The sequence below is a fragment of the Micromonospora noduli genome (assembly GCF_003264475.1).
Lineage (GTDB): Bacteria > Actinomycetota > Actinomycetes > Mycobacteriales > Micromonosporaceae > Micromonospora > Micromonospora noduli.
Genome location: NZ_PYAC01000001.1, coordinates 223,172 through 237,909 on the forward strand (window position 1 = coordinate 223,172; position 14,738 = coordinate 237,909).

General features: G+C 72.6%; 11 protein-coding genes. 2 read left to right on the forward strand and 9 right to left on the reverse strand.

Annotated features, from left to right (window positions below; translation table 11 throughout):
* Positions 1-22: 22 nt before the first annotated feature.
* The 4 genes from MED15_RS01030 to MED15_RS01045 form a co-directional block, all read right to left on the reverse strand.
* The gene (locus MED15_RS01030; protein WP_112734582.1) at positions 23-3,733 is read right to left on the reverse strand and encodes a S8 family serine peptidase; all 3,711 of its coding nucleotides are present in this window, start codon (positions 3,731-3,733) and stop codon (positions 23-25) included.
* 273 nt (positions 3,734-4,006) lie between these two features.
* Positions 4,007-4,615 carry a bifunctional 4-hydroxy-2-oxoglutarate aldolase/2-dehydro-3-deoxy-phosphogluconate aldolase gene (locus MED15_RS01035; protein WP_112589962.1) on the reverse strand — a complete coding sequence of 203 codons (609 nt, stop codon included), beginning with the start codon at positions 4,613-4,615 and terminating at the stop codon, positions 4,007-4,009.
* A gap of 67 nt (positions 4,616-4,682) precedes the next feature.
* Entirely contained in the window at positions 4,683-5,708 is a 1,026-nt protein-coding gene (locus tag MED15_RS01040; protein WP_112734583.1) for a sugar kinase, read from the reverse strand.
* A 94-nt stretch (positions 5,709-5,802) separates the two neighbouring features.
* A complete protein-coding gene (locus tag MED15_RS01045) occupies positions 5,803-6,666 on the reverse strand; it encodes a S1 family peptidase (RefSeq protein ID WP_112734584.1) in 864 nt (287 codons plus the stop codon).
* Between the two features lie 172 nt (positions 6,667-6,838).
* On the opposite strand from MED15_RS01045, the gene MED15_RS01050 reads away from it, so the two are divergent.
* Together MED15_RS01050 and MED15_RS01055 are read left to right on the forward strand one after the other, a co-directional pair.
* Positions 6,839-8,020: a low temperature requirement protein A gene (locus MED15_RS01050; RefSeq protein WP_112589955.1), complete on the forward strand. Its 1,182-nt coding sequence runs from the start codon at positions 6,839-6,841 to the stop codon at positions 8,018-8,020.
* Between the two features lie 121 nt (positions 8,021-8,141).
* A complete protein-coding gene (locus MED15_RS01055) occupies positions 8,142-9,326 on the forward strand; it encodes a low temperature requirement protein A (RefSeq protein ID WP_112734585.1) in 1,185 nt (394 codons plus the stop codon).
* Positions 9,327-9,336: 10 nt separating this feature from the next.
* Here MED15_RS01055 and MED15_RS01060 read toward each other — a convergent pair whose 3' ends face one another.
* The 5 genes from MED15_RS01060 to MED15_RS01080 all read right to left on the reverse strand — a co-directional run bounded on the left by MED15_RS01060 (position 9,337) and on the right by MED15_RS01080 (position 14,615).
* On the reverse strand, positions 9,337-9,909 hold the full coding sequence (locus MED15_RS01060; RefSeq protein WP_112589950.1) for a nucleosidase: 573 nt from the start codon (positions 9,907-9,909) through the stop codon (positions 9,337-9,339).
* Positions 9,910-9,946: 37 nt separating this feature from the next.
* On the reverse strand, positions 9,947-12,637 hold the full coding sequence (locus tag MED15_RS34450) for an Hsp70 family protein (protein WP_112734586.1): 2,691 nt from the start codon (positions 12,635-12,637) through the stop codon (positions 9,947-9,949).
* 102 nt (positions 12,638-12,739) lie between these two features.
* Complete coding sequence (locus tag MED15_RS01070; protein ID WP_208646437.1) at positions 12,740-13,198, reverse strand: GNAT family N-acetyltransferase; 459 nt, start codon at positions 13,196-13,198, stop codon at positions 12,740-12,742.
* Between the two features lie 10 nt (positions 13,199-13,208).
* Positions 13,209-14,021, reverse strand: coding sequence for a TetR/AcrR family transcriptional regulator (locus MED15_RS01075; protein WP_112734588.1), 813 nt, complete (start codon positions 14,019-14,021; stop codon positions 13,209-13,211).
* Between the two features lie 42 nt (positions 14,022-14,063).
* Positions 14,064-14,615 (reverse strand): DinB family protein, encoded by a 552-nt coding sequence (locus MED15_RS01080; protein WP_112734589.1) that lies wholly within the window; start codon positions 14,613-14,615, stop codon positions 14,064-14,066.
* Between the last annotated feature and the right edge of the window lie 123 nt (positions 14,616-14,738).

Here is a 14,738-nt window from a genome sequence, read left to right on the forward strand (position 1 = left end):
GCGGCGGCCGGCCGCAGTGCTGTCAGCGCAGGCCGAACGCCCGGCTGATGCTCTGGCTCACTGTGTTGCCGGCGGTGTCGCGTGCCGTGGTGCGCAGGCTCACGAAGCCGGCCTTCGCCGGTGCGGCCAGCGAGGTACGCCAGCCGTCGCCGTGCCGGGTCAGCCGCTGCTTCTGCCAGGTCGCCCCGTCGTCGTAGGACACCTCGACGGTCACCGCCCCGATCGTGCCGGTGACATCGGGCAGGTGGGAGGCGACAACGGTCAGCGGTGCCCGCCGCGACGCCGTGCCGGCGGAGTCGATGTCCACCTGGTAGTCAAGCTGGATCATCGGCAGGACCTCGGCCGACTCCTCCCCGGTGACCGCCGAGTGGAAGCCCCACTCGGTGCGGGTCTGCCGGGAGTACGGGTTGGTCCAGGCAGCCCGGTCGTTCTCCACCACCAGCCGGTACGGCAGTCGCTGAGACCCCAGCCCGGAGACCTGGAGGTACTCGGCGTTACCCCAGTTCAGCTCCTTGTCACCCTGGTAGAGGGTGGTCCGGTTGACCATGTCGTAGTTCGCGTACGCCTCACCGATGTGACCGCCCCCGTCGCCCCACCCGGGCGCGGGCAGGTAGACGGTGTCCAGGTACCGGACCGGCACGTAGCTGCCGCCCATCCGGGGTCGCTGGATCGGCCCGAACCAGGTGACGGCGCTCGGCTTGCCGGCCGGGTACGTGGTCACCGCCATCACGTGTTGACCGGTCTCGCCGGCGATGAACGCGTCGTCGATCCACCGCTGGTCGGCACTCACCCAGTCGGTGCGTCGGCCCTGCGCCGGGGCCGGCTCCTGGTTGCTCGACGCCCAGCCGCGCCAGACGTCGGTGCGGAACTCCAGCGCCTTGCCCTGCCGGTAGTTGCGGAACTCCACGTCGACCCGGGCCAACTGCCGCTTCGTGGGCCGGTAGGTGGGGTCGGCCGGCACCGTGCCGGTCCAGTGGTGCGCCACGTCGTACAGGTAGCTGGTCTCCGGGTGCGACTCGACGGTGAGCCGCACCGCGCCCCGCTCCAAGGCGGCGATGAGCTGCCCGCCCTCGTCGGCGCCGAGGGTCGCCACTGTCACCGGGGCCGGGCTCTCCGGGCTCCACGCCGCCTCGTCCCACGGCTGGAGCCGGCCGACGCCGTCGTTCACGACGAGCAGCAGCTTCGCCCCGGCCGCCGCGGCGGCCTGCGCCTGGGTGGCGATGTCCACACTGTCACTGCGGCGCACCACCACGGCCCGGTCCCGGACCGGACGCTTGGCCAGCCCCGCCGCCGACGCGTCGGCGACGTAGACCGCGTCCAACTGGCGACGACCGGCCGGCAGCGCCGGGGTCGCCCGCTTCACCAACAGATCGTCGTACGAGCGACCGCCCGCCGAAACGGTCAGGGCCGGCTGCTCCAGCCGCCACCGGGCACCGAACTCGAACTCGCCGTCGGTCACCGGACGGCTCGTCGGCAACGCCCACATGCTGTCGTACGAATCGTCGGGCAGCACCTGGCTCTCGGTGAGACCGTTCTTCGTGGACCGGTGGATGTCCATCCGCAGCGCGCTCGCGGTGGCCTCCTGCGGCACCCGGGCCTGCACCTGTCGGGCGGCGCGCGCGTCCAGGGTGACGGTGCGGTCGCGGTCCAGGTTCACGTCGGTGAAGCTGAGCATCGCCATGCCCTTGGAGTGCGGCCCGTGCGCGCCCCGCACGTCCGCGGAGATCCAACCGTTCCAGCTTCCCACCGGCAGCCGCAGCGTGGCGGTGCCGCTCTCGGGCAGGTCCACGGCGGTGAAGAGGGTGTCGGCGGTGAGGATGACCTTGCCGACGAGCGGCTTGCCGTCGCGGTCCTTGGCGACCAGCGTCAGGTTCTGCCGCTGGCCCTCCTTGCCGGCGCCGATCAGGGTGCGCCCGCGCACCGCACCGGTGTCGTCGGTGGCGACGATCATGCCGCTGACCTGCTTCTCCACCGGCAGCTTGTCGTACGCGGCGGTCACCGTCACGGTGGCGGTGCCGCCTGCGGGCACTGTGACCCGGTCGGCGGAGAGCGCGAACAGTCCGGCCGGCGCGGTGGCCGCGTCGAGGGCCAGCCTCAGGTCGACCGGCGCGCTGCCGAGGTTGGTGTAGGTGACCGTACGGTCAACTGTCGTGCCCGGCTGCTGCGGCCACGCCTGGAAGCCGGAGTAGGCGCTCGGGGTAGCGAAGACGGTGGCGTGCGCGGCGGCGACCGCGTCGACCCGGCCGGCACCCGCCTGGTACGGGGTGTACTCGGGGGTGGCCTTGACCGTGCTGACCAGCGCTTCCTTGATCCGCTGACCGGTCCAGTCCGGGTGCGCGGCGGCGACCAGCGCGGCCGTGCCGGCCACGTGCGGGGTGGCCATCGACGTGCCGCTCATCAGCGTGTAGTCGCCGGAGCCCCGCACGAGGTGCGAGCGGGCCGCCAGGATGTCCACGCCGGGGGCGGTGATCTCGGGCTTGAGCCCGCCGTCGCCGGCGCGTGGCCCCTGGCTGGAGAAGTCGGCGAGGTGGTCGGTGTTGTCGACGGCGCCGACTGTGAGCGCGGAGTCGGCGGCACCTGGGCTGCCGATGCTGGCCGGGCCGCTGTTGCCGGCGGCGATCACGAAGAGGGCACCGGTCTCGGCGCTGAGTCGCTCGACCGCCTGGCTCATCGGGTCGCTGCCGTCGGTGGCCTCACCGCCCAGGCTCATGCTGACCACCCGGGCCTTCTGCTCGCGGGCCGCCCACTCCATGCCGGCGATGATCCACGAGTTCTGTCCGCTGCCCTCACTGTTGAGCACCTTGCCGATGTGCAGGCGGGCACCCGGGGCGACACCCCGCTCGGCGCCACCGGACGCGGCGCCGGTGCCGGCGATCGTCGAGGCGACGTGCGTGCCGTGGCCCTTGTAGTCGAGGATGTCGGGCTCCTCGGGCACGAAGCTGCTGGACTCGGCGATCTGGCCGACGAGATCCGGGTGTTCGGCGTCCGCACCCGAGTCGAGCACCGCGACGTCGACACCGGCGGCGGTGTTGCCCTCGGCCCACAGCTTCGGCGCGCCGATCTGCGCGGTGGACTCGGCCAGGTCCGCGTGCACCCGACCGTCCAACCAGACCTTGGCGATGCCGTTGGCCAGGGTCGGGGCGGCACCCGTACGCCGGGTCGAACCGGCGGTCAGCGCGGTCCAGAACCGGTCGGCGGTGGCGCGCTGGCGGGTCAGCGCCGCGCCCTGCACGCTGTCCAACGGTCGGACCAGTTCCGCGCCGTCGACGGTGGGGCGGGTGCGGTTGCGGGCCGCCGTGTCGGTCATCGTGACGATCAGCGGAAGCGCGTCGGTGTGCGCGTCGTCGTAGCCGTCGGCGATGAGGTCGGTGACGTTGAACAGCTGCCGGTCCAGCAGACCACTGGTCACATAGGACAGCGCGGCGTCCGGGTAGACGTAGGTGTCGCCGTCGCGCACGGTGCGGTGGAAGCTCGGGGTGCTGCCGTCCGGCCGGCGCACTGTCGACACCGTGCTGCCGTCCGCCGCGGTGGTGACGGTGACCGTGTCACCGGTGATCAGGGTGACGGTGGACGCGCGTCCGGCGGCGGCCGGGGGTTGACCCGCGGGGCGGTCGGGGTTGTTCGGCGGGGCGGCGGCCGCTCCCGCGCCGGGTGGGGTGAACCCGGCCGCCAGGGTGAGGGCGGCGCCGAGGGCGATCAGCCCGGATCGGCGGCGCCGGTGAGACAGAGCCACGATGACCTCTTTGTGTCGAGAAGTGGTACGCACCACAGCATCGACGCAGAGCCCACCCCAACCGCGCACCGCGCCCCGACGCACTTACGCCATGGCGCAACCCCGCCACCCTCCCCCGCTCTCCCCCCGACCGCGCACTCACCCCGACTGCGCGTCCCGCCTCGATCCCCGTCGATCTTGCACTTGCTGTCGCGACCAAAGGCGCGAATCGGGGCGCATCGACAACCGCAAGTGCAGGATCGGCGAGAGGGGCGGACGGGGAGGGCGGGAGGGTTAGGGGGTGGGGCGGGTCAGGGTGGCGAGGGCGTCCAGTTGGGTGGGGTCGGAGAGGGCGGAGCCGACGGCCACCACGCGTACGCCTGCTTGCAGGAACGCGCCGGCGTTGCTCGCGTCGAGGCCGCCGGTGGCGACGAAGCGCAACTGCGGCAGCGGGCCGGCGACGGCCTTGAACCAGGCCGGGCCGAGGGAGACAGCGGGGAACGCCTTGAGCCAGGTGAGGCCGTGCCGCAGTGCCTGCTGGGCCTCGGTCGGGGTGGCCACACCGGGCAGGTGCGGCAGGCCACGCGCGGCGGCGGCGTCGGCGACCGCGAGGTCCAGGCCGGGCGCGACGGTGAACCGGGCGCCCGCGTCGGCCGCCGCGGCGACCTGTTCGACGTCGAGCACGGTGCCGGCGCCGACGATCCGGTCGCGCTCGGCGCCCGCCTCGACGGCGGCCCGCAGCGCCGGGACCGCGTCGGCGGTGGCCACCGGAACCTCCACCACGTCGATGCCGAGATCCCAGGCACGCTCGGCGAGCCGAACGGTCTCGGCGACCGGCAGGCCGCGCAGGATCGCCATCACCCGGGCGCCGCCGAAGATGTGGTCGAAGTCCGGTGTGGTCATGGTGCACTCCATCCGAGGTCGCGGTGGGACTGTTGCTGCTGGTCGGGTCGCAACCCGCCGGCCCGACTCAGGTCGTCGCCCCCGGGTCGGTCAGGTCGAGCGGCGACCAGGCGTCGTCGGGGGCGTCGATGAGTTTCTCGAACCAGGCCCACGGCGGGACCGGGGCGTTGTCGCCGCTGCTGGTCAACGCCTGCGCCGCGACGAGGTGACCTAGGCGCAACCGCCGCACCGGGTCGAGGCCGCGTAGCAACCCGGCCAGGTAGCCGGCGGCGAAGGCGTCTCCGGCGCCGACCGGCTCGACCACCGTCACCCGGGGCGCGGGCACGAAGACCGGTTCGGCGTCGCGGACCAGTGCGGTGGCGCCCACCGAGCCATCCTTGACCACCACCGTCTCCGGATCGGGCAACAGCTCGCGTACGGCCGTCGGGTCGGTGGTGCCCCAGAGGGTTTCCGCCTCGTCCTGCCCGACGAAGACGAGGTCGCAGCGGTTGGCGAGGTCGCGCAGCACCGGCGCGGCCTGCTCGGCGGACCACAGCCGGGCCCGGTGGTTGACGTCGAAACTGACCATCGCCTGCGCCAGCGGTCGGTCGGTCACCGCGTGCTCGACCAGCGCCCGGCAGGACGCGGACAGCACCGGGGTGATCCCGGACAGGTGCAACACCCGGGCACCGGCCAGCGCCGGGTCGGCCAGCGTGGCGGGGTCCATCCGGGCGGCCGCCGACCCGGCCCGGTAGTAGTGCACGGCGGTCCCCTCCGGGCCCGGATCCTTGACGTACAGGCCGGTGGGGGCGGCCGGGTCCACGCACACCTGGTCGACGCGGACGCCGGCGGCGGCGACGTGCCGGACGACGGCCCGGCCGAAGGGGTCGTCGCCGACCCGGCTCACCCAGGTCGTCAGGTGTCCCAGGCGGGCCAGGTAACCGGCCACGTTGGACTCCGCCCCACCGACCGACACGGCGACCCGCTCGGCGCGCTCCAACGGCTCACCCGGGGCGGGGCAGAGCACCACCATCGTCTCCCCCACCGCGGCCACCTCGATCGACGGAAGGCCGGCCGGGGCACTCGCCTGGTCAGGTCGGGGGGCGGTCGGCATCTGGCACACGTCCTCGCGGCGGGGGTGCTGGGCGTCGCCGAGCCTAGGTGTCCCGCGCGGGACGGGCAACCTGTCGCGCGTCACACCTCGACGCTCAGGGCAACGTCAACCCGTACGCGGCCAGCACCTCCGCGATCGGCTGGTAGTAGGTGGTGCCGCCGGCGGTGCAGTTGCCGGTGCCGCCGGAAAGGATGCCGAGGATGGTGCCGGTGGCGGCCACGTAGAGCGGTCCGCCGCTGTCCCCCGGCTCGGCGCAGATGTTGGTGCGGATCAGGCCGTAGATCACGCCGGTGGCGTAGTTGACGGTCTGGTTGAGACCGGTGACGGTGCCGCAGCGCACGCCGGTGGTGCTACCGCTGCGGCACACGGACTGGCCGATGTACGCGTTGCCGGGGCCGTTGATGGTGAGCAGGCCGGGGTAGGTGTAGACCGCGCTCGGGTGGGCGATCCGACCGGTGTAGCGGATCAGCCCGTAGTCGTTGGTGGGGTAGCTGGTGGCGGTGCGGGTGCCGAGCACTGTGGTCCGGGCGCTGTCGGCGTACCAGGTGGCAGCGGCGGTGGTGCAGTGCCCGGCGGTGATCACGTAGTAGATGCTGCCGCTGCGCGCGTTCGCGCCGAGCGAGCAGCGCGCGCCACCGCCGCCGTAGATGCCCTGCCCGCCGGCGATCAGGGGGCGCAGCGTTCCGGGTTCGCGGCGCAGCAGCACGCCGGCCCGGTCGGTCACCGTCCGTAGTGCGGCCAGTTCGCTGGGGACCACTGTGTCGTCGACGGTGAGGGTCATCCGGCCGGTGGCGGGGTCGAGACCCCAGGCGGTGCCCGCGGTACGTACCCCGGTCAGCGTGGCCGCCGCGTCGGCGGCGGGGACGGCGACCCGGTCGGGGACGGCGGCCTGCGCCGCACCGGGAGCGACGAGCAGCAGAGTGGTCAGGACGAGGGCGGCCAGCGGGGAGCGGCGCATCCGAACCTCCGAAGAGATCGAGATTAATGGATGCGATAAAGCATCACCCGGCGTCCCGAGCCGTGGCAACCTCCGGCCGCCCCCTTCCCCGACCGGCGGGAATCGCCGATCCGGGGACGGCCCACGTCGGGGCCGCCGATAATTCCTCGGGAGACGCGGCGGGAGGCCAGGCATGACCACCAAAGGGAATGCGGCGCTGGTACGCCGGCTGGACCAGTCGACCCGGGCGACACTGCTGGAGTTGCTCTTCGACGTGGTCTTCGTGGCCGCCCTCGCACTGACATCGAAACTGCTGTCCGAAGAGCTCTCCTGGTCCGGCGGCGCCAAGCTGCTGCTGATGCTGACCGCCGTCTGGTGGACGTGGTCGGTCACCACGACCACGACCGAGTTCTACGATCCGCAGCAACGCCCGATTCAGGCCATCCTGATGATCACCATGGTCGCGTCGGTGGGGATGGCAGCATCGCTGCCGATGGTCAGCATCGGGCACCTGATGGTCTTCGTGATCTCGTACGTCGGCACGCACGTGAGTCGCTGCATCATCCTGGTCACCGCCCTGCACCTGCAGGGGCACCGGACAATCAGGGAGCGGGCCACCCGGTTTCTCTTCTGGTTCACGGTGTCCGGCGTCTTCTGGGTCACCGGCGCGTTGTCAGAGACTCCGAACTGGGGGCTCTGGACGATCGCCATAACGATCGACCTGGTCGCCGCGGCGGCCCGCTACCCCACGCCCCGGCTGGGCCGGATACCGCTCCCCCAGTACGGACGGACCACCGAGCACCTGGGCGAGCGGTACCAACAGTTCATCATCCTGGCCCTCGGCGACATCATCCTGTTGCCGACCCTGCAGGTCAGCCGGGGCCACCTCGACCACCTCCGGCTCGCCTCCCTGCTCTGCGCCTTTGCCACCATGCTGCTGCTCTGGCAGATCTACGTCTTCCGCGCCGGCGAGTTGTTGGTGGCGGCCGGGTCCAAGGGGAGCCGGGCAACGCGGCTGGCCCCGTTCACCCATCTGGTCATGCTGGCCGGCGTGGCCAGCACCGCCGCCGCCTTCGACCTGATCGTCACCAGGCCGACCGGAACGACGCCGGTGCCGTGGCTCGTGTTGATCATCACTGGCCCGACGCTGTTCGTGCTCGGCCGCGTCCTCTTCACCATGGCGGTGTCGTGGGTCGTGCCGTGGCGGCGAATTGCCTGGCAGCTCTTGCCGCTGCTGGTGCTGCCGTGGGCCGGCGGTTGGCCGCCGGTGCTGGTAGCCACGATCGTGGCGCTCGGGTTGGCCGGTCATATCCTGTTTCCCGGAGCGGCCCGGGAGACCACGCCGGGCCTGCGGCTGCGGCAACCCGACGACTGACCCGCGCTCGCCGTGGCAACCTCCGGCCGCCGCGCTTCCCCGACCGGCGGGAATCGCCGATCCGGGGACGGGCCGCGCCGGCACCGCCGATAATCCTCGGAGACACGGCGGGAGGCCGCGCATGACCACCGGAGGCACCGCGGCACTGGTACGCCGGCCGGACGGTTCGACGCGGGCCACGCTGCTGGAGTTGCTCTTCGACGTGGTCTTCGTGGCCTCGCTCGCGCTGACCTCGACCCTGCTCGCGGAAGTCCACGACTGGTCCGGCGCCGCGATGGTCCTGCTGATGCTGACGGCGATCTGGTGGACCTGGTCGGTCACCTCCACCACCACCGAGTTCTACGACCCGCAGCAGCGCCCCATCCAGACCATCCTGATGGTCGCCATGGTCGGTTCGGTGGGGATGGCGGCGTCGTTGCCGATGGTCTCCGACGGGCACGCGATGGTTTTCGCGATCTCCTACGTCGGCACGCACGTGATCCGCGGCATCATCCTGGTCACGACGTTGTACCGGAAGCGACATCGGGCGGCCATGGTCCGGGCCACCCGGTTCTTCTTCTGGTTCGTGGTGTCCGGCGTCTTCTGGATCACCGGCGCGGTGTCCGGCACTGTGAACTGGGCCCTCTGGACCATCGCCATCACGATCGACCTGCTTTCCGCCGCGGCCCGCTACCCCACGCCCTGGCTGGGCCGGGTGCCCTTCGACCAGTACGAGCGGACCACCGCGCATCTGGGCGAGCGGTATCAGCAGTTCGTCATCCTGGCCCTCGGCGACATCATCCTGGTGCCTACGCTGCAGGTCAGCCGGGGCCCGCTGGCCGGGCTCCGGGTCGCCGCGCTGTTCTGCGCGTTCGCCATCATGCTGCTGCTCTGGCAGGTCTACGTCTTTCGGGCCGGCGAGCTGCTGGAGGCTGGGGCCGGGCCGAAGTCGGGCCGGCCGGCGCGGGTGGCTCCGTACACCCACCTGGTGATGCTGGTCGGGGTGGTCGCCACGGCGGCCTCGTTCGACAGGGTCGTCAGCCGGCCGACCGGCACCACGCCGGTGGGGTGGCTGTTACTGATCATGGGCGGGCCCACGCTGTTCGTGATCGGCCGCGCCCTGTTCACCCTGCTGGTGTCCATGCTCGTGCCGTGGCGGCGAATGCTCTGCCTCCCCCTGCCGCTGCTCACGCTGCCGTGGGCCGGCCGCTGGCCGCCGCTGCTGGTCACCACGGTCGTGGCGCTCACGCTGGCGGCGCACATCCTGGTTCCCGGAGCGGCCCGGGAGACCACGCCGGGCCTGCGACTGCGGCAACCCGACGACTGACCCGCCACGCTCAGGCGAAGTGTCGAGCGGCCCACTCGGCGAGGTCCCGGGCGCACGCGTCCACCGACTCCTGCCAGGTCCGGGCCGCACCCTCCCCCGCCTCGTCGCTGACCTGCTTGACCAGCCGGCACGGCACGCCGGCCTGCGCCGCGGCCCAGGCCACCGCGTACCCCTCCATGTCGACCAGGTCGGCGCGCTGCGCCAACCGGTCCCGCTCCGCGTCGTCGGCCACGAAGGTGTCACCGGTGGCCAGCACCGCGCCCTCGGCGGCCAGCGACAGCGGCGCCCCGTAGGTCTCGCCGGTGAGCGTGCGCAGCAGCTCGGTGTCCAGGTCGTGCTGGAGCACGGTGGCGACCTCGTGAATGCCGGCCCACCCGGGACGCAACGCGCCCGCCGTACCCAGGTTGAGCAGCAGGGCGGGGCGCGGCCCGGCGGCCAGCACCGCCGCCACCGCGCTGGCGGCGTTCACCTTGCCCATACCGGTGAGCAGGACCGGCAGCTCAGGCGGCAGGTAGCGGGCCTCCTCCCCCACGGCAAGAACCACCAACGGACGATCGGCGCGGACCGTACCTCGAAGATTCACCGGAGCATCGTACGAGCCGTCCGGTGGACCGTTGACGTCAGTCGTCGGTGAAGCGGTACAGCACGAAGTCCTTGTCCGCGCCACAGGCGATCACGTGGGTGTTCCACGAGCAGGACGAGCTGCGCACGTCCTTCAGCTCACCCAACTCGTCGACCTCCCCGGACTCGGCCCACACCCCGGCCAGCACCCGGTTGTCCGCGACCACGCTGGGAGCCTTGGCGAAGACCAGCAGGTTGCCCGCATCGAGGCGGACCGCCACCCCGCCCCGGTCGCGCAGCACCGGCTTGCCGGCGGCGTCGAAGACGGTGACGATCGGCTCCGGGAACTCCCGCTGGGCGAGCACCTGCTCACCCAACGCAACCAGGCCGGTCACGCCCGGCGCCGACCATTTGATCATTTGCTCACCCTCGGTGGCCGCCACCACCTCGGTGCGCGCGACGTCATTGTTCGGCACCTGCAACAGGCAGGCCCGCCGCTCACCGCAGGCGATGAGCTCCTTCGGGCGGTACTCGTCGTTGCCGGAACGGTGCAGCACCACCGGTTCGGCGTCGGAACCCAGGTCGTACGCGAGCAGCTGGTAGCCACCCTCGTTGGCGGCCACGTACAGGCGGTCCTCGTGGGCGACCACCAGGTCGTCGAGGTCGGCGACGCTGCCCCACTGGCGCAGCACCGCGCCGGATGCCATGTCGAGCAGCCGCACCGAGCGGTCCGCACCCACCTGGACGAGTCGCCGCCCCTTGCTCGTCCACGGGTTGCGGGGCGTGCCGTCGAGGAAGGCGGGCCCGCCCGCCGCCGCGTCGGTGCCGACCGGCCGGACCACGGTACGGCCACCGGCGTACTGGCCGCGGGGGTTGGGCTGCCTCCACTTCGCCGAGCCGTCGGTCAGGCGCAGGCCGACCAGTTCGTCAGCGGCCCTGTCCACCAGCACCGCCGTGTCGTCGGCGAAGTAGACGTCGTCGTCACCACGCAGTACGCGCTGCCAGCGCTGCTCGCCCTTACGTCCGTCGAGGACGGCCAGCGGTCGGGGAGTGCTGTCGCCCGGTGCGTCGGCGAGGACCGCGACCCCACCGGGGATGGCGATGATCGCCTTCCAGTCGTCGGCCCGCACGTCTGTCGGCTTGCGCCACAGCGTGTCGCCGTTGCTGGCGTTGACTGCCACCACCTCGACCCGGTCGTCCGGCAGCGGAAACGCGAGGTAGGCCCGGTCGTCGAGCACCGCCGTCCACATGTCGACCGGCCGTTCGGCGCCGGCCGACGGCCGGGACAGCTCGCGCAGCGAGTCGAACTTCAGATCCGGGTAGCGGTCCCGGGTCAGGTAGAGCGTCGCCGCGGTGGCCACCCCGACCAGGGCCAGCACCGTGCCGAGCACCACCCAGCGCGCCCGCCGCCAGCGGGTCGCGCCGCCCGGCGGGGTCGGGGTGCCGCCGGCCAGGCCCGGCCCGGGCGGCGGACCCGCCGGCGGCGTCGACCCCGGCCAGGGCTGCGACGGTACGACCGGCGCGGGGGCTCCGGCTGGGGCGGGTGGGCTCACCGGAGCCGAAGCGGGTGGTGCGAGCGGCGCTCCCGCGTACGCCGGGGCGGGTAGCGGCTTGCGCAGCGGCAGGTCGGTCAGGGCACCCTCGGCCACCGGCAACTCCGGCTGGTCCAGCACCGTCGGCGCGATCCCCAGCTCGGCGTGCAGCATGCGGGCCACCAGCGGGATCCGTGACGACCCGCCCACGAGGAAGAGCCCGTCGAGCTGATCGGGGCGCAGCCCGGCGGCGGCGATGACCTCCCGGGCCCGCTGCACCGCCCGGCGCAGCAGCGGCGTGGCCACCCGCTCGACGTCCGCCCTGGTCAGCTGGATCGTCTCGGCCACCCCCGGCACGGCGACCGGGGCGACCGCAGACCGGGACAGGGTCTCCTTCGCACCGCGTACCTCGTCCCAGAGCCGGACCTGGTCGCGGCGCTGCGCCGGATCCGTCGGCCGGGTGAGCCGGGCCCACTGCGCGGCGTGCCGCTCACCGACCAGCTCGCCGACCCGCCGCACCAGCGCGGCGTCGAGGTCCAGGCCGCCCAGGTCGGGCAGGCCACCGTCGGCGACCACGCTGAAGCCGGAGTCACCCCAGGGGTCCGCACCCTCGTTGCGCAGCACCGCGACGTCGAGCGTCCCGCCACCGAAGTCGAAGACCGCGATCGCCCCGCCGACCGGCACCGGACGGTGCAGCACCTGCGTGTAGTAGCGGGCGGCGGCCACCGGCTCCCGCAGCAGCCGGGTGCCGGGCGGCGTCGGCCCGGCGAGGGTGTGCTCGACCGCCTGCGGCCAGCCCGCCCGCAGCAGCGCGTCGGCGAGGACCTGCCGCCGCGTCGCGTCCCAGGCGGCCGGGCAGGTGACCACGGCCGGCGGCAGGAAGCCCACAGCGCCCACCGCCGCCCGGCCGACCGCCGCCAGCACCGCGGCGAGCAGGTCGGCCGGCGGGTACGCGCGGTCGCCGAGCTGCACTGTCGGCTCGTCCACCCGACGCTTCGGGTTCGCCTCGAACCGGGCCGGGTCGGCCTGCGCCAACCGGCGGGCGTCCCAGCCGGTGTGCAGGGTGCCGTCCGGGTCGGCGTAGACGGCGGACGGACTGAGCGGTTGACCGTCCATCAGCAGCGGACGGGTCCGCCCGTCCGGCCAGCGCAGCGCCGCGACCGTGTTGGACGTGCCGAGGTCGATGCCGAGAGCGAAACCCTCGTGCTGGCCTGCCATTGCCCGATACCTCCGCCGCGACGAGGGGAACTCGACCCCGCATCGTACGCAGGCCCCGCCGCACTGCTGATCACTCGGTCCGGGGTGGTCGGTGGCGTCCCGTCAGTGGGTGGAGTGGACGCCCACCACCTCGTCCTCGCTGGTCTCCCCGGTCAGCTGGAACCCGAGTTTCAGGTAGAACTGCTCCGGACCGTCCGGCCCCGGCTTCCACGTCGTGTAGACGCGGTCGTGCCCCCGTCGGTGGGCCTCGTCGCGGACGGCCTGTACCGCGAAGCGGCCGTACCCCCGGCCCTGGTGTTCGGCGGCGATGTTCAGCCGCCACAGCCCCGAGCGCCTGTCGTCCGGTTGGGCCGGATCCCACACGATGTCGAAGAAGCCCATTAGGAAGCCGACGATCTCGTCATCCTCGACGATCAGACGCGGCCACGCGATCTCGGGCTGCGCGTACGCCTCGGCGAGGGACCAGGCGACCGGAGACGAGAACTTTTCCTGGTCGGGCCGCACGCTGACCCGGCACGCGGCCTCCACATTGTCTTTAGTGACTTTCACCAGTCGCGGCACGCCGGCCACCCTACCGAGCGGGGCTGTGCAACAGGCCGTCGAGCAGCCCGCGCAGGCCGAACAGAAACCAGGTGTCCAGGTCGGTGTCGGGTCTGGTCTGCCCGGCCGCGGCCAGCCAGGGCCGGTCCCGGGTACGGCCGGTCCGCTCCAGCCGGGTGAGGGTCGCCGACCACCAGGCGTGGTAGGTGGTGTCCTCGGGGTCACGCCGGATGAGCAGGGCCATGCCCTGGATGTAGCCGCTGAGCGCCAGGTACGCGCGGAATGCCTCGGCCGGTTCGAATCCGGCGCTGGTGAATGCCGCCACCACCCGGTCGACCATGGCGAGTACCGCCGGCCCGGTCGGCGGCCGGTCGGTGGCGAGGACGGCCAGCAGCCAGGGGTGGCGGCGGTACATCGCCCACTCGTCCCCGGCCAGCCGTTCGAGCCGTTGGCGCGGATCACGCGGTAGTGGCGCGGTGCCGGGCGGGCGGGTGGCGGTTATCCGCTCGGCCATCGCGGCGAGGAGGTCGGCCCGGTTCCGGACGTGCCGGTACACGGCGTGGGCGGGCAGGCCGCCGCGTTGGGCGAGGACCCGCAGGGAGACGGCGTCCAGGCCCCCGGCGTCCGCCAGCTCGACCGCGAGGGCGACCAACCGGTGGCGCGGGTCGCCGCCGGTCGGCGCGGGCAGGTCCCGAATCCGACGCGGGGTGCTGGTGGGGCCGTGCTCGCGACGCCTGCGGTACGCGCGGGCCTGGCAGCGCCGCGAGCAGTAGCGGCGCGGGCGTCCCCGGCCGGCGCCGACGGGCAGGTCCGCCTCGCACTCGACACACCGGGCACTGAGCACGCCGCCTCCGGTTTCGTCACGGCACTCCGTGTGACGAAAGTACTACTGTCGAGCAGTCGGGCCGTACCGATCGGTCCGTGCGGCGCGGAGCAGCCGGAGCTGACCGATCTCCGCGACGTTCTTCATCAGCTCCGAGTTGACCCAACCGATCGTGTGGGTGACGGTGTGGTCGGTTCCCTCCGGCCACGGGAACGTCGCGATGCGGTCGAGGTCGCTGTCGCCGAGCTGGTCGAGCAGGCCGAGCCATTCGGTGCGCAGGTCACGCAGCCAGGCGACGCTGGGCTCGCCCGCACCGGGGAAGACAACCGCCGTGCGCTGCCGCGCTGATCCACCCCGGAGATGGTCCATCGCCACTGTCCACCACCAGCCGACGTGCCAGGTGAGCCAGCCGATCGTCGGCACCGGGACCGGGTCTGGTTCGGTGTCGGCCCAGTCCGGGCTCCAGGTGCCGTCGGTGCCCTGCCGCACCGACCAGCAGTGGTCGGCCGGCTCCCAGAGGAAGTCCGCGGGTTCGAGTCGCTCAAGGTGGTACTCGAACAGCGACCACGTCAGGTCGAACTGCCAGCGCAGCAAAGTCAGGCTCGGTACGGACATCCGGAAATCCTGTCCGACCCAACCCCCACCGTCCACAAAATAACCCCACCCCACCCGGTCGGGTTGATCATGGGGTTGGCGGGTTCTGCGGAGATCGAATCACCCGCCAACCTCATGATCAAC